The sequence below is a fragment of the Burkholderia sp. PAMC 28687 genome, assembly GCF_001577465.1.
In the GTDB taxonomy this organism is placed as follows: Bacteria; Pseudomonadota; Gammaproteobacteria; order Burkholderiales; family Burkholderiaceae; genus Caballeronia.
In genome coordinates this window covers 1,020,801-1,036,329 of the sequence record NZ_CP014505.1, presented here as the reverse complement: position 1 = coordinate 1,036,329, position 15,529 = coordinate 1,020,801, and the positions used below count along the sequence as shown (strand labels likewise).

Annotated in this window: 15 protein-coding genes; 10 read left to right on the top strand and 5 right to left on the bottom strand. The window is 61.7% G+C overall.

What is annotated here, in order from left to right; all coding sequences use genetic code 11:
• The first annotated feature begins 62 nt into the window (after positions 1-62).
• Positions 63-719, top strand: a complete 657-nt coding sequence (locus tag AX768_RS04820; protein WP_061999003.1) for an SDR family oxidoreductase — start codon at positions 63-65, stop codon at positions 717-719.
• On the opposite strand, the gene kdpE is transcribed toward AX768_RS04820, so the two are convergent.
• From kdpE to AX768_RS04790, 5 genes are all read right to left on the bottom strand, one after another.
• Positions 695-1,393 (bottom strand): two-component system response regulator KdpE, encoded by a 699-nt coding sequence (gene kdpE / locus AX768_RS04815; protein ID WP_061999002.1) that lies wholly within the window; start codon positions 1,391-1,393, stop codon positions 695-697. The two genes, AX768_RS04820 and kdpE, sit on opposite strands and share 25 nt — an antisense overlap.
• A complete protein-coding gene (locus tag AX768_RS04810) occupies positions 1,390-4,221 on the bottom strand; it encodes a sensor histidine kinase (protein WP_061999001.1) in 2,832 nt (943 codons plus the stop codon). The genes kdpE and AX768_RS04810 overlap by 4 nt, the downstream gene beginning before the upstream one ends.
• 283 nt (positions 4,222-4,504) lie before the next feature.
• Positions 4,505-5,479 carry a quinone oxidoreductase family protein gene (locus AX768_RS04800; RefSeq protein ID WP_062000786.1) on the bottom strand — a complete coding sequence of 325 codons (975 nt, stop codon included), beginning with the start codon at positions 5,477-5,479 and terminating at the stop codon, positions 4,505-4,507.
• 77 nt (positions 5,480-5,556) lie between these two features.
• Positions 5,557-5,946 carry a methylglyoxal synthase gene (locus AX768_RS04795; protein WP_062000785.1) on the bottom strand — a complete coding sequence of 130 codons (390 nt, stop codon included), beginning with the start codon at positions 5,944-5,946 and terminating at the stop codon, positions 5,557-5,559.
• A gap of 62 nt (positions 5,947-6,008) precedes the next feature.
• Positions 6,009-6,788, bottom strand: a complete 780-nt coding sequence (locus AX768_RS04790) for an SDR family oxidoreductase (protein WP_062000784.1) — start codon at positions 6,786-6,788, stop codon at positions 6,009-6,011.
• A 349-nt stretch (positions 6,789-7,137) separates the two neighbouring features.
• On the opposite strand from AX768_RS04790, the gene upp reads away from it, so the two are divergent.
• The 9 genes from upp (at position 7,138) to rng (ending at position 15,414) form a co-directional block, all read left to right on the top strand.
• Entirely contained in the window at positions 7,138-7,791 is a 654-nt protein-coding gene (upp, locus tag AX768_RS04785; RefSeq protein ID WP_061998999.1) for a uracil phosphoribosyltransferase, read from the top strand.
• Between the two features lie 296 nt (positions 7,792-8,087).
• On the top strand, positions 8,088-8,816 hold the full coding sequence (locus AX768_RS04780; protein WP_062000783.1) for a YebC/PmpR family DNA-binding transcriptional regulator: 729 nt from the start codon (positions 8,088-8,090) through the stop codon (positions 8,814-8,816).
• A gap of 352 nt (positions 8,817-9,168) precedes the next feature.
• Positions 9,169-10,458 (top strand): phosphoribosylamine--glycine ligase, encoded by a 1,290-nt coding sequence (purD, locus tag AX768_RS04775; RefSeq protein WP_061998998.1) that lies wholly within the window; start codon positions 9,169-9,171, stop codon positions 10,456-10,458.
• 131 nt (positions 10,459-10,589) lie between these two features.
• A complete protein-coding gene (gene hemF, locus AX768_RS04770) occupies positions 10,590-11,513 on the top strand; it encodes an oxygen-dependent coproporphyrinogen oxidase (protein WP_062000782.1) in 924 nt (307 codons plus the stop codon).
• A 37-nt stretch (positions 11,514-11,550) separates the two neighbouring features.
• Positions 11,551-12,273, top strand: a complete 723-nt coding sequence (locus AX768_RS04765) for a nicotinate-nucleotide adenylyltransferase (protein WP_082771397.1) — start codon at positions 11,551-11,553, stop codon at positions 12,271-12,273.
• 4 nt (positions 12,274-12,277) lie between these two features.
• Complete coding sequence (rsfS, locus tag AX768_RS04760; protein WP_061998996.1) at positions 12,278-12,718, top strand: ribosome silencing factor; 441 nt, start codon at positions 12,278-12,280, stop codon at positions 12,716-12,718.
• A gap of 66 nt (positions 12,719-12,784) precedes the next feature.
• The gene (gene rlmH, locus AX768_RS04755) at positions 12,785-13,255 is read left to right on the top strand and encodes a 23S rRNA (pseudouridine(1915)-N(3))-methyltransferase RlmH (RefSeq protein WP_061998995.1); all 471 of its coding nucleotides are present in this window, start codon (positions 12,785-12,787) and stop codon (positions 13,253-13,255) included.
• A 60-nt stretch (positions 13,256-13,315) separates the two neighbouring features.
• Positions 13,316-13,936: a Maf family protein gene (locus AX768_RS04750; RefSeq protein WP_082771396.1), complete on the top strand. Its 621-nt coding sequence runs from the start codon at positions 13,316-13,318 to the stop codon at positions 13,934-13,936.
• Between the two features lie 8 nt (positions 13,937-13,944).
• Positions 13,945-15,414 (top strand): ribonuclease G, encoded by a 1,470-nt coding sequence (gene rng / locus AX768_RS04745; protein ID WP_061998993.1) that lies wholly within the window; start codon positions 13,945-13,947, stop codon positions 15,412-15,414.
• Positions 15,415-15,529: the final 115 nt, after the last annotated feature.

Sequence of the window (15,529 nt, the reverse complement as noted above, 5' to 3'; positions counted from 1 at the left end):
CAGGATTCCCCAAAATGGCTTAACGTTTCCGTCTGCCCACCAATAGAAGGAGCGTTTCAGCGATGAAAGTCCTGCTCATCGGCGCAAATGGCCGCACCGGGCGTCACGTTGCCCGGCAACTGCGTGCCGCATCTCTTCCTTTCAAGGTACTGCTGCGCAAATCGACGCAACGCGGTGAGTTCGCGGCGCTCGGCGCGCAAATCGTGCTGGGCGATCTGACGCACGATTTCTCCCATGCCTTCGATGACGTCACGCACGTCGTTTACGCGGCGGGATCGGCGGAAAGCGAAGGCGTGAACGAGGAACGCGCGATCGACCGCGACGCCGTTCAACGCACGGCCGACTACGCCAAACGCCGCCGCACGCAGCAACTCGTGGTGATCAGCGCGATCTCGGCGTATTGGCCGGAATCAAGCACGCTCCAACTCAAGCACTACTCGAAGATGAAACGCGAAGCCGACGATTACGTGCAGGCAAGCGGCGTACCGTATGTCATCTTGCGTCCGGGGGCGCTATCCGATGAAACCGGCCGGGGCACGATCGCGCTCGCAACCGATCGCAACGCCAGTACGTTGCCGGTGTCACGCGACGACGTGGCGCGCGTGACAGTGGCGTGCATTACCCGCGGCGTGCGCGACGAGGTGATCGGTTTTGTCGGTGGCGACACGCCCATAGACGTGGCGCTCGACACCGTTCAGACCGCGCCGACCAGCCGGTAGCCCACGCCCGTCTCAGTCACGATGTGCTCGGGCTGGGCGGCGTCGCGTTCGAGCTTCTGCCGTAGATGCGCCATGTAGATGCGCAAATAGTGGTGGCTTTCCACATGTGAAGGCCCCCACACTTCGCGCAACAGCTGACGATGGGTCAATACCCGGCCCGCATGCCGCACGAGCGTGGAAAGCAGCCTGTATTCGATCGGCGTGAGATGCACGGCCGCGCCTGCACGGGTCACCTGACGCAGGCCGAGATCGATGGACACTTCGCCGAATTTCACCAACGGCGATTCACTCGATGCCGCCTGGTTGCGCCGGCGCAAATGCGCGCGAATCCGCGCCATCAATTCCGATACGCCGAAGGGCTTGGTCAGGTAATCGTCCGCGCCGGCATCGAGCGCGGCGACCTTTTCTTCCTCTTGCGTACGCGCCGATAAAACGATCACCGGCAGCTCCGTCCAGCTCCGCAGCTCGCGTATCACATCGAGACCATCCGTATCCGGCAAACCAAGATCCACGATCAGCAGGTCGGGCTTGCGCGTGGCCGCTTCCACCAGGCCTTGCTTGCCCGTTTCCGCTTCGTGCACGGTGATGCCTTCGGCCTCGAGCGACGCACGCACGAAGCGGCGAATCTGCTTTTCGTCCTCGATCAGCACGACGGTGACAGTAGGTTCGCTCATGCGCTTTTCGGGTCGGACTGAGGGAAATCGGCGAAGTCCTGTTCGACTTCATCGAAGAGAGAAGGGACGGGCGGCGCGGGCTCGACCGGCAGCGTGAACCAGAAGCGCGCGCCTTCTATTTGCGTTTCTCGAGCGGTCGCGCTCAGGCGATTGTCAGCGCCGATCGTACCACCGTGGGCCTCCACGATCGCGCGGCAGATCGAGAGCCCGAGGCCAATACCCGGCTTTGCCGACTCCTTCTCCCCACGCGTGAATTTCTCGAAGACGCGGTCTTCCATGTTCGCGGGAAGACCGGGCCCGTTATCGTCTATGTACACACGCACAAAGGGCTTTCCACCCGCGCTGACGTTCTGCGCGCCGATCACGAGTTTCGAGCCTGTCGGCGTGTACTTGGCAGCGTTCTCCAGCAGATTCGAGAAGAGCCGTTCCATCAGCACGGCATCGAGTTGCAGGAACCGCAGGTCGGCCGGCAAGCGGACGTCGACCGTACGGCCATCCAGCACTCGGCGACACGCGCGCAACGCGGCCCCGACCGTTTCTTCGAGCAACGACCATTGCAGGTTCAGGCGCAAGCCACCGGCTTGCAGCCGAGCCATATCGAGCAGGTTTGTCACGATACTCGTCATGCGCAGCGATTCGTCGTGAATCGCCGAGATCAACTCGACATTTGCCGGCGAACGGGCGTCGCCATGGGCTTGCGCCAGCATGGATGCAAATCCGACGATAGTTGTAAGCGGCGTGCGCAGATCGTGCGAGATTGCGGACAGCAGCGAGTTCCGAAGACGTTCGGACTCCATGCTGACAAGCGCATCACGGGCGATGTCCACGTAATGCACGCGTTCCAGCGCAAGCGCGATCTGCGCGGCGAACGCATCGAGCATGCGCTTCTGCTCGGGCACCTCGAGTTCACTGGCGTCGTGCGTCATCACCGCGAGCACGCCACGCGTTCGCATTGGCGCCTTCAGCGGCAAATAAAGCGCTGCGGCGGCCGGCAACGTATCGGTCCCTCGCCCGGCCGGCTTTTGCTGGTCGTAGACCCATTGGCCGACATCGAGATCAAGCGCACTTTCCTCGAGTAACAAGGCTGTGGCCGATGGTTCCGAAGGGTCAAGTTTCTGGCGGACTTTATCGGCGGAATCGGGGAGCAAGATGGCGACTTTTGCGCGAAACACTTCGCTGACATGACGCATGCCGATACCCACGATCTGCTCGGTCGCGAGCGCCGCGCCGAGTTCACCCGCCATGGCATACATGGCGCCCGTGCGGCGTTCGCGTTTAGATGCAACGCGTGCTTCGCGCCGCAGACTCGACGTCAGGTGACTGATCACCAGCGAAGTCAACAACATGCCGGTAAAGGTCAGCAGATATTGCGTGTCCGTGACCGACAACGACATGCGCGGCGGCACAAAAAAGAAGTCGAAGGCGGCTACGCTCAGGAACGACAGAAGCACGCCCGGACCGCGCCCGATTCGCGCCGCCGTATAGATCACGCCGACCAGATATAGCATCACGAGATTGGTGAGATCGAAGCGGTCACGAATCTGGCTGGCAAGCACCGTGATGACTGCGCAGATGGCGACGGCGTACAGGTAGCCACGCGGCGCCGAGCGTTGCTCGCGGGCAGCACCCAACGTGTCTCGCCATTCACCTCCGCCAGCTTTGTCTTTCTGCGTCAGCGCTGGGTTCTTCTCACCTTCGCGGGCGCGAATCAGCGTAAGGTCGAGGTCCCCTGCGCGCTCCGCCAGCCGCTCACCAAACGGCCGTTTTAGCCAGCGATCAAAACCACGTCGCGCCGACGCTCCTGCAACAAGCTTCGATGCATTGCGAGCCTGCGCATAACCAATCAGCGTAGCGACGGCATCCGCGCCAGCCAGCGTGACCGTCTCCGCGCCGAGTTCAGCCGCGAGCTTCAGCGCGGCGAGGGTGCGTTCGCGACGGGCATCGGACAGTTTTTGCAAGCGCGGTGTTTCGATGTACACCGCGATCCAGTCGGAACGCAGACTGGCAGCGAGCCGTGCCGCTGCGCGCACGAGCGTAGGCGCTTCCGGCCCGGGACCGATGCAGACTACCAGCCGTTCACGCGCCTGCCAGATGCGCTCGATAGACCGGTCCGCCCGATACTCACGCATCTGGGCATCGACGCGATCTGCCGTGCGCCGCAGCGCCAGTTCCCGTAGCGCGATCAGATTGCCCTTGCGGAAGAAATTGCGCACGGCATGTTCTGCCTGCTGCGGCATGTACACCTTGCCGTCACGCAGCCGTTCCAGCAGCTCTTCGGGCGGAAGGTCCACGAGCGTCACTTCGTCGGCCTGATCAAGCACGCGGTCAGGAACCGTCTCGAACACGCGGATCTGCGTGATCTGGCCGACGATGTCATTCAGGCTTTCCAGATGCTGGACGTTGACGGTGGTGTAGACATCGATACCCGTGTCGAGCAGCTCATGCACGTCCTGCCAGCGTTTCAGATGACGCGCGCCGGGGACGTTGGAATGCGCGAGTTCATCGACCAGAATCAGTTGCGGATGGCGCAGCAGGGCGGCGTCGAGATCGAAGTCCTGCAGCGAATGGCCGCGGTACGCGATCTGCGCAAGCGGCAGGTGTTCCAGGTCCTCGGTGAGCGCGGCGGTCTCGGTCCGGCCATGCGTTTCCACGATGCCGATAACCACATCGTCGCCCTGCTCCTTGCGCCGCCGCGCGGCAAGCAGCATGGCGTAGGTCTTCCCCACGCCGGCCGATGCGCCAAAAAATATCTTCAGCCGTCCGCGATGACGCTTTTCTTCTTCTCTTTGCAGCTTGTCCAGCAGCTCGTCTGGGTTCGGGCGGTTCATTTTCTGGTGTTCAGGAGCGGTCGCATGCCTGGCGGGAACGAGCATATCGACGCGAAGACCCGGCGCGTCGGTATGCGACTGTCCCAGTATGCTCAACTGGGGCTGACTTGTATCCTCCGCCGTTTGGCCTATGACGTCTGCATAGCCTGCGATGGCTCGAACATTAAGCGCGTTGGCATTAAGACCGGATCAAAGGTCGATGCGCGAGCATAAAAATTGTGTAAAGAAAGAGCGCGGCGCCAGCACCGTCCACACCCGGTCAGCGCCGCGCCGTCTCATTCGCTCAAGGCTGCAGGATCGTCGACCCGGTCGTCCGGCGTGCTTCGAGATCCTCGTGAGCCCTTGCCGCTTCCGAGAGCGGATAACGCTGGCGCACGCTCGTCTTGACCTGCCCCGTCGTCAATACATCGAAGAGCTCAGCGGCCATCTGCTCGAGATCGCTGCGCTTGGCGATATAACTGAACAACGTCGGGCGCGTGAAATAAAGCGACCCGCGCCCGGCGAATTCCGATGAGTCGATCGGCGGCAACGGACCCGACGTATTGCCGAAGCTCACGAACATGCCGAGCGGCGCGAGGCAATCCAGCGACGCCGTGTACGTGTCCTTGCCGATCGAATCGTAGACCACGGGAACGCCCGCGCCATTCGTGATTTCACGCACACGCTTCGTGAAATCCTCCCGCGTATAGACGATCGGATGATCGCAGCCATGCGCCTTGGCGAGCGCTGCTTTTTCGTCCGATCCGACCGTGCCGATCACGGTCGCACCGAGCGCCTTCGCCCACTGGCAGGCAAGCATGCCAACTCCGCCCGCGGCGGCGTGAATCAGTACAGTGTCGCCCGCCTTCACACGATAGGTCCTGCGCAACAGGTACTGCGCGGTCAGACCCTGCAGCATCACGGAGGCAGCGTCCTCGTAGCTGATGGCGTCGGGCAGGCTCACCACATATTGCGTCGACATGACGCGTTCCTCGGCATAGGCGCCCGGCGGCCGCGACGCATAGGCCACCCGGTCACCGACCTTGAACCCGGTCACGCCCTCACCCACTGCGGTGACCTCGCCCGCCGCTTCCATGCCGATGCCACCCGGCAACGGCATCGGATAAAGCCCGGTTCGGAAATACACGTCGATATAGTTCAGGCCCACCGCGTGATGCTTCACGCGGATCTCGCCCTTGCCCGGCGCGCCCACTTCCACATCGACCCATTTCAATACTTCGGGGCCGCCCGTTTTTTCGAATCGAATTGCTTTTGTCACCGTTGTCTCCGTGTTGAGGGCGCTTGCGCGTCCAATGACCAGCAAACGCAACGCCAAGCCTGGTTTAGCGGCCCTATCTAAGCGGCCCTGCCCAGTCGCAGCTTCAAGTCGTCGAGAATCATGCGCGCCGTTGCGAGGTTCGTGGCGCACGCGACGTTATGGACGTCGCAGGCGCGAACCAAAGCGTTGATGTCCGGCTCGTGCGGCTGTGGCGTCATGGGGTCGCGCAGGAAGATCACCAGGTCGACGCGGCCCTCCGCCAGTTCAGCGCCAATCTGCAGGTCGCCGCCAAACGGCCCGGACAACTTGCGCTCCACCTCCAGTCCGTGAGCTGCCGCGATACGCGCGCCGGTCGTGCCCGTTGCCAGCAGCCGGCACTGCGCGAGCGTCGCCGCGAACTCGCCGGCCAGCGCAACGATGTCATCCTTTTTCATGTCGTGCGCGATCAGCGCGACGCGTGGGTTCATCGAATGTCTCTCTGTCATGGGTTGTTATGGGTTCGGTGCCGATACTTCAATACATCGATACGTCAGTAAGTGCCCGGATACGCGCCGCCGTCGATCAGCAGGTTTTGTCCGGTGATGTACCCTGCATGCACGCTGCACAAATAAGCGCACGCCTTGCCGAATTCTTCGGGCGAGCCGAAGCGGCCGGCGGGCAACTTGCTCATGCGGCGCTTCTTGGCTTCTTCCACGCTGATGTTGTTCGCCTTCGCGTCGGCCGCGAACGTGGTGACGAGGCGGTCGGTGTCGAAGGAACCTGGCAGCAGGTTGTTGATGGTCACGCCGCTTGCCGCCACCTTGCGCGACAATCCCGCGATAAACCCCGTCAGCCCCGAACGCGCGCCGTTCGACAAGCCCAGCACGTCGATAGGCGCCTTCACCGACGAACTCGTGATGTTCACGATCCGCCCGAAACCCCGTTCGATCATGCCGTCGAGCGTCTGCTTGATCAGCTCGATAGGCGTGAGCATGTTCGAGTCGAGCGCCTTGATCCAGTCATCGCGGGAAAACTGGCGGAAGTCGCCCGGCGGCGGACCACCGGCGTTATTCACGAGAATGTCGGGCGCCGGACAAGCGGCCAGCGCCGCCGCGTGCCCCTCCGGCGAGGTGATGTCGCAGGCGACCGCCGTCACGTTCACGCCATAGGTCACTCGAATGTGCTCCGCCGTGGCTTCCAGCGGCACCGCCGTGCGCGCCACGATCACGAGGTTGACGCCTTCGGCGGCCAACGCTTCCGCGCAGCCGCGCCCCAAACCCTTGCTGGCCGCACATACGAGCGCCGTGCGCCCCTTGATTCCCATGTCCATTGCTGTCCCTTTGTAGTTGTCCGCTAGTTGCCCGCGCTTTGACAGGTTTGCACCGGTCCAAGCGGAATTTCGAATGTCGGCCGGATCCCGGCTCGCAATCATGCATTGGATCGCATGATGCAATTCTAGAAGAATGAGGGATCGGACGTCGGCCGTGCAATAGACCGGATGGCCTGTCGCCCGCAATCTCCACTTTCAGCGCCCCTAATTTGGGTAAACTGGCGGCACTGCCCAAGCTCAGCAATTGAAACCGCCCTGCACGCGCGGTTTGAAAGCAGCCGCACCGACAATCTGCGTCACAAGCATGACCCGAAACCACATTTAATGCCGCGGCAACCGCGCGAACACCATGAACCAGGACAGCCGCTTTCCGAATCTTTTCATCCTCAACCACCCGCTGATCCAGCACAAGCTGACTCACATGCGGGACAAGGACACGTCCACCCGTACATTCCGCGAATTGCTGCGCGAAATCACGCTGCTGATGGGTTACGAGATCACGCGCAACCTGACGCTGACCACGAAGCGTGTCGAGACACCGCTCGTTACCGTCGACGCACCTGTCATTGCGGGCAAGAAGCTCGCCATCGTGCCCGTGCTGCGCGCCGGCATCGGCATGTCGGACGGGTTGCTGGACCTGATTCCGTCGGCACGCGTGGGGCACATCGGGGTGTATCGGGCGGAAGATCACCGGCCGGTCGAGTATCTCGTGCGCCTGCCCCCGGATCTCGAGGAGCGCGTGTTCATCTTGTGCGACCCCATGCTCGCGACCGGCTATTCGGCCGTGCACGCGGTCGACGTCATGAAACGGCGCAAGGTGCTGGGTGAAAACATCATCTTCGTCGCGCTGGTCGCGGCGCCTGAAGGCGTGAAGGTTTTCTCCGATGCCCACCCTGACGTGAAGCTTTACGTCGCCTCGCTCGATTCCCATTTGAACGAGCACGCATACATTGTCCCGGGCCTGGGGGACGCCGGCGACCGGCTGTTCGGCACCAAGAACTGACGGAAAGCCCGGCGAACCTACGGCTCATCGCGTCGCCGCCATAAGGCCAATGCCTGCCGGACGGGCGCGCCATGATAAAATTCGGGTCCGCCAAATGCGTTGATGCAGCATTGAGGCAGCCTTGCCGCGGTTTTTTCGCGCCCGGCAGGCCCCGTCATGTAAGCAGCGGGAACATACATGCCAGCTGGCGAAAAACGCTGCGCAGGGAAGCTGAAAGAAAGCTGCACAAAGCTGCATAAGGCGGCGACATTGACACACAGGCGTGCGAGAACAGCTCGGGCGCGATGGAGAAAGGTATGGCGGGTCATTCAAAATGGGCCAACATCAAGCATAAGAAAGCGGCCACCGACGCCAAGCGCGGCAAGGTCTGGACGCGTCTTATCAAGGAAATTCAGGTTGCAGCGCGCATGGGTGGCGGAGAGATCGACACCAATCCGCGCCTGCGGCTCTCCGTCGAGAAGGCGTACGACGCCAACATGCCCAAGGACAACATCAACCGCGCGATCCAGCGCGGGGTGGGCGGCGTGGACGGCGCGACCTACGAAGAAATCCGCTACGAGGGCTATGGCATTGGCGGCGCGGCGATCATCGTGGACACCATGACGGACAACCGGACCCGCACGGTCGCGGAAGTGCGCCACGCGTTCTCGAAGTTCGGCGGCAACATGGGCACGGACGGATCGGTCGCGTTCATGTTCGACCACGTCGGCCAGTTCCTGTACGCACCCGGCACGCCGGAAGACAAGCTGATGGAAGCGGCGCTCGAAGCGGGCGCGGACGACGTGGTGACGAACGACGATGGCAGCATGGAAGTGGTGTGTCCGGCCAACGACTTCCAAAAGGTAAAGGACGCGCTGGAAGCTGCCGGCTTCAAGGCTGAAGTCGCCGAAGTGATCATGAAACCGCAGACTGAAGTCGAATTCACGGGCGAAGACGCCGCGAAAATGCAGAAATTGCTCGATGCGCTGGAAAATCTTGACGACGTGCAAGAGGTTTATACCAACGCAACAATCGACGAAGAGTAAACGCGGGTTGGTAAGGGGCTTGTCTTTCACGCGCTGGAAATTGCAGCAGGCGAAGTCGAGAACCCAAAGCATTTCTGGCCCGATTGGTGCATGCGCGTTCAGCAGCCGTTCCGGGTCTGCAGAGAAACAAGCCGCAAACGGCTTTTGACGGCCGGGTTTAAAGACGCGAAGTCGTGTGACGCAGCCGTTATCGGCGCGAGCCCTCTTCTCTCTCTCATGATCCCTGCGGCCACTGACAGTCAGCCGGAATGCAGCAAAGCAAAACTGCGGAGGCGCGGTGAACCGGTTCAGGAAGAACTCACCGGTTCGCGCTGCCAGCCGCCACGAATTTCTTAAGGTCTTCGAGGTTTAAATGAAGTTACTCGTCGTCGGTTCGGGCGGTCGCGAACATGCGCTCGCGTGGAAGCTCGCGCAGTCGCCGCGCGTGCAGATGGTTTATGTCGCGCCGGGTAACGGCGGCACGGCTCAGGACGAACGTCTGCTGAATGTCGACATCACGGATCCGGCCGCGCTGGCCGATTTCGCAGAAAATGAGCAGATCGCGCTGACCGTAGTGGGTCCCGAGGGTCCGCTGGCGGCAGGCATCGTGAACTTGTTCCGCTCGCGTGGCCTGAAGATTTTTGGTCCGACCAAAGAAGCGGCGCAACTCGAAAGCTCGAAGGACTTTGCCAAGGCGTTCATGAAACGCCATGCCATTCCCACGGCCGAGTATGAAACGTTCACGGACATCGGTGCGGCACACGCTTATCTCGACACGAAGGGCGCGCCCATTGTCATCAAGGCCGACGGCCTGGCTGCGGGTAAAGGCGTGGTTGTCGCGACAAGCCTGGAAGAGGCGCATGCAGCCGTCGACTCCATGCTCGCCGACAACAAGCTGGGCGACGCCGGTGCACGCGTGGTGATCGAGGAGTTCCTGGACGGCGAGGAAGCCAGCTTTATCGTGATGGTGGATGGCAAGCATGTGCTGGCACTGGCGTCGAGCCAGGACCACAAGCGCCTGCTCGATGGCGACAAGGGCCCGAACACCGGCGGCATGGGTGCGTATTCACCTGCCCCGATCGTCACGCCGCAACTGCATGCGCGCGTGATGCGCGAAATCATCCTGCCGACAGTGCGCGGCATGGAGCAGGAAGGCATCCGCTACACGGGCTTCCTGTATGCCGGCCTGATGATCGACGCGCAGGGCAATCCGAAGACGCTCGAATTCAATTGCCGCATGGGAGATCCGGAAACGCAGCCGATCATGGCGCGCCTGAAGGGTGATTTCTCGAAGGTGGTTGAACTGGCGATCGCGGGCACGCTTGCCACGGCCGAGATCGAATGGGACCGGCGTACCGCGCTTGGCGTGGTGCTCGCCGCTCACAACTACCCGGACACGCCGCGCAAGGGCGACCGGATCAACGGCATACCTGCGGAAACGCCGGAAGCAGTGACGTTCCATGCCGGCACCACGCTGGAAAACGGCAAGCTGACCACGTCCGGCGGCCGCGTCCTGTGTGTCGTGGGTCTGTCGGATTCGGTTCGCGGCGCGCAATCCGTCGTCTACGATACGATCAACCAGATCGCGTTCGACGGCATGCAGTATCGGCGGGACATTGGGTATCGGGCGCTCAATCGAAAGGCGTCGGACCGACAAAGCTGATTCGACACCGCATTCAAGTACAGCACTGCCGGACCTTCGCGTCCGGCAGTGCGTTTTTAGACGAAACGCGCCGAATGGCGGCAGACCGCCTCCTTGTCCGCCTTCCCGCACACCAGAAAGCACGCAGCACGATGACCGATTCGACCTACGACGTACACGCTGTCCGCACCTATCTCACCGGTTTGCAAAAGCAGATCGCAGATACGCTCGGCAGGTTCGAGGGCGCCGAATTTGCCGTCGATTCATGGCAGCGTGGGCCTGAGGAGCGGCTGCGCGGCGGCGGGAGCACCCGGATTCTCGAAGGCGGGCAGTTTTTCGAGCGCGGCGGCATTGGCTTTTCGGATGTCGCGGGCGACTCCCTGCCGCCATCGGCGAGTGCCGCGCGTCCTCAACTGGCCGGCCGCGGTTTCGAGGCAATGGGCGTATCGTTGGTCATGCATCCGCGCAATCCGCACTGCCCGACCGTGCATATGAACGTGCGCCTGCTGATCGCCACGAAAGCCGGCGAGGCGCCGCTCTTCTGGTTCGGCGGCGGAATGGACCTGACGCCGTATTACGGTTATGAGGAAGACGCGCAGCATTTCCACGGCGTGTGCCGTGACGCGCTTGCGCCGTACGGCGCGGATTTATACCCGCGTTTCAAGAAATGGTGCGACGAGTATTTTTATCTCAAGCATCGCAACGAGCCGCGCGGTATCGGCGGGATTTTTTTCGACGATTTCTCGGAACCCGGTTTCGACGAATCGTTCGCGATGATGCGCAGCGTCGGCGACAGCTTTCTCAACGCCTACGTGCCGATCATCGAACGCAGGCGCAATACGCCGTATGGCGAAGCCGAGCGGGAATTCCAGGCCTATCGGCGAGGCCGCTACGTTGAATTCAACCTGGTATTCGACCGGGGCACGCTGTTCGGGTTGCAAAGCGGCGGGCGCACGGAGTCCATCCTGATGTCGATGCCACCGGCCGTTTCATGGCGATACAACTGGAAACCGGAAACCGGCACGCCCGAAGCGCGGCTTTATTCCGATTTCCTTGTCGCGCGAGAGTGGGTTTAAATAGCCACGGAAACATGAGAAACCGGCGCTGTACCCGTTGCATTCCGTCCCCAAAGAGGACCGTCCACTGAAACCCAATCTTCCTTGCGTTCACCGCGTCGGCTTGCTGGGCGGCACGTTCGACCCGATACACAACGCTCACATGGCGCTCGCGCGGCGTTTCGCCGAGTTGCTGGACCTGACCGAACTCGTATTTCTGCCGGCAGGCCAACCGTGGCAGAAAAAAGACGTGACTCCGGCGCATCACCGGCTCGCAATGACTCGCGCAGCGGCGCAAGCGCTGCACATCGACGGTTTGAAGATCACCGTCGCGACCGACGAAATCGATCACGATGGCCCGACCTATACCGTGGAGACGCTCGCGCGCTGGCGCGAGCGGGAAGGCGCGGATGCGTCGCTGGCGTTGCTGATCGGCGCCGACCAGCTCGTGCATCTGGATTCTTGGCGCGACTGGAAACGGCTGTTCGAATTTGCGCACGTATGCGTGGAAACACGCGCGGGTTTCGATGTATCGACGGTTTCACCCGCTGTTGCCGAGGAAATTGCGGCCCGCAGCGCGAGCGCGGATGTGCTCCGGTCCACGCCGCACGGGCACCTGTTGATCGACTCGGCGCTGGCGCTCGAAGTATCCGCCACCGAAATCCGCGAGCAGTCGGGCGAACGCCTCAAAACGCACGCGGCAGGCGGGATTGCTGCCGAGAGTAATGTTCCGTCCGCCGTATGGGACTATATTGTTCAACACCACTTGTACCATCGGTAAAAATATGGAAATTCAAAAGCTTCAACGCGCGATCATCGACGGTCTCGAAGACGTCAAGGCGCAGGACATCAAGGTGTTCAACACCACTCACCTGACCGCCCTCTTCGACCGTGTGATCGTGGCGAGCGGCACGTCGAATCGTCAGACCAAGGCGCTTGCGAACAGCGTGCGCGAAAAGGTCAAGGAGCTGGGCGGCGACGTCATCAGCACCGAGGGCGAGGAAATCGGCGAATGGGTGCTGGTCGATTGCGGTGACGCCGTCGTCCATATCCTGCAACCGGCGCTGCGCCAGTACTACAACCTCGAAGAAGTCTGGGGCGACAAACCCGTGCGCGTGAAGCTGCAAAGCGCAGGCGGTTTCGGCGGCGCGCGTGTGACCGCGGACGAAGAAGACGAGGAAGACGAACCGGCGGCCAAGCCCGCGCGCAAGACCACGCGTCGCTGAGCTTCAGGTTCAGTGCGAACGTACCGCTTTACCTGAAGGCGGACGCTTCGTGCGCCTCACGCTGCCATGAAACTTCATATCCTCGCGGTCGGCCACAAGATGCCCGACTGGATCTCAACCGGCTTTGACGAATATGCGAAACGCATGCCGCCCGAGTTGCGCGTGGAGTTGCGCGAGATCAAGCCTGAACAGCGCTCGTCGGGCCGTAACGCCGAGAGCGTCATGGCGGCTGAACGTGTGCGCGTCGAAGCAGCGTTGCCGAAAAATGCGCGTCTTGTCGCGCTCGATGAACGCGGCCGCGACTGGACCACGATGCAACTCGCCGGCGCCCTTCCCGACTGGCAGCAAGATGGCCGCGACGTGGCCTTCGTGATCGGCGGTGCCGACGGTCTCGATCCGCACATCAAGGCGCGCGCCGACGTATTACTGCGTGTGTCGAGTCTTACGCTGCCGCACGGCATGGTCCGCGTGCTCCTGGCCGAGCAGCTTTATCGTGCGTGGAGCATCACGCAGAACCACCCATATCATCGCGCGTGAACGGCAACGGGTCATCGAAGGCGCGGAACCGCCAACGCGTGCGCTTCGAGGATTGCCTCAATGTCATCGACCACGTTTGCGTTTGTTTATCTTGCGTCGCAAAGTCCCAGGCGCCGGGAGTTGTTGCAGCAACTCGGCGTCAAGTGCGAACTGCTCCTCCCCCTTCCTGATGAAGACGCCGAAGCGCTCGAAGCCGAGCTTCCCGGCGAAGCCGCCGATGCCTACGTCCTGCGCGTATGCGCGGCGAAGGCACAGGCTGCATATGCTCGGCGCGTAAAGGGCGAGCACGCGCCTTCGCCCATCCTTGTTGCCGATACAACCGTCACGCTCGATGGCGCCATCATGGGCAAACCGGACGATGCCGCCCATGCCGTCGCAATGCTCGAACGGCTGTCCGGGCGTGATCACGAAGTGTTGACGGCGCTCGCCGTCGTCGATTCCGAAGGCGGGATGCTCCAGCCCGTCCTGTCGCGTTCGCTCGTGCGCTTCGCCGCGGTCGACCGTGCTGCACTGCAACGCTACGCCGCCACTGGCGAACCGCTCGGAAAGGCCGGTGCGTATGGCGTTCAGGGACGCGCGGCAGCGTTTATCGAACGGATTGAAGGGTCCTATTCGGGTATCATGGGCCTGCCTCTTTTCGAAACAGCCGCACTCCTGCGCGTGGCGCGCGTCGACTTTTAAACCCGTCCATGAACGAAGAAATTCTGATCAACGTCACACCGCAGGAAACCCGCGTTGCCCTCGTTCAGCAAGGCGCGGTGCAGGAGCTTCATGTCGAGCGCACGTTGTCGCGCGGCCGAGTGGGTAATGTATATCTCGGCAAGGTCGTGCGTGTATTGCCGGGCATGCAGTCGGCGTTTATCGACATAGGGCTCGAGCGCGCCGCGTTCCTCCATGTTGCCGATATCTGGCATCCGCGCATTGCCGGCGAGACGCATTCGAGTGCGCCGCATATCCCCATCGAGAAGATCGTGTTTGAAGGGCAGGCGCTGATGGTGCAGGTGGTGAAGGATCCTATCGGTACCAAGGGCGCGCGGCTTTCGACTCAGGTGAGCATCGCAGGACGTACGCTGGTTTATTTGCCGCAGGAACCACATATCGGGATTTCGCAGAAGATCGCGAGTGAGACCGAGCGCGAGGCGATTCGTGCGCGTCTCACGGCGGTTCTGCCCGTGGATGAAAAAGGCGGATACATCGTCCGCACGATCGCAGAAGATGCGACGAGCGAAGAACTTGCCGCCGACGTCGCATACTTGCGCAAGACATGGACGACGATCGTCGCGCAGGCCCAGCGCGTGGCGCCGACTTCGTTGCTGCATCAGGATCTCAATCTGGCACAGCGCGTATTGCGCGATTTCGTGAATGACGAGACCTCGCGCATTCAAGTGGATTCGCGCGAGACGTATCAGATGCTTGCGGACTTCGCGGCCGAGTTCACGCCGGCGGTTGCATCGCGCGTGCATCATTATTCAGGCGAGCGCCCGCTTTACGATCTGTACAACATCGAAGCGGAGATCCAGCGCGCGTTATCCCGCCGCGTGGATCTGAAGTCGGGCGGATACCTGATGATCGATCAGACCGAGGCCATGACCACTATCGACGTGAATACGGGCGGTTATGTCGGCGCCCGGAATTTCGACGATACGATCTTCAAGACCAATCTCGAAGCCGCCCATACGATTGCGCGGCAATTGCGGCTCAGGAATCTGGGCGGGATCATCATTATCGATTTCATCGATATGGAGAACGTCGAGCATCGCGATCAGGTTCTCGGGGAGTTGAAGAAGGCGTTGTCGCGCGACCGCACGCGGGTGACGGTCAACGGATTTTCCCAGCTTGGACTGGTCGAGATGACGCGCAAGCGCACGCGCGAATCGCTTGCCCATGTGCTGTGCGAACCTTGCCCGACGTGCGATGGAAAAGGCCAGGTCAAGACACCGCGAACGGTGTGTTATGACGTGCTGCGCGAGATCATGCGCGAGTCGCGGCAATTCAACCCGCGCGAGTTCCGGGTGGTGGCGTCACAGCAGGTAATCGATCTGTTCCTGGAAGAAGAGTCGCAGCATCTGGCCATGCTGATGGACTTTATCGGCAAGCCGGTGTCGTTGCAGGTCGAGTCGAATTTGAGTCAGGAACAATACGACATTGTTTTGATGTGATGCCTCCAAGCCTTACCAGAAAGGCTTACAGAGATTTTCTCCGGCTGATTTCCGCCGTAGCTACCCACGTAGCTACCCACGGAAGGCGCGCGCACCACTTGCGATGCCACTGCCG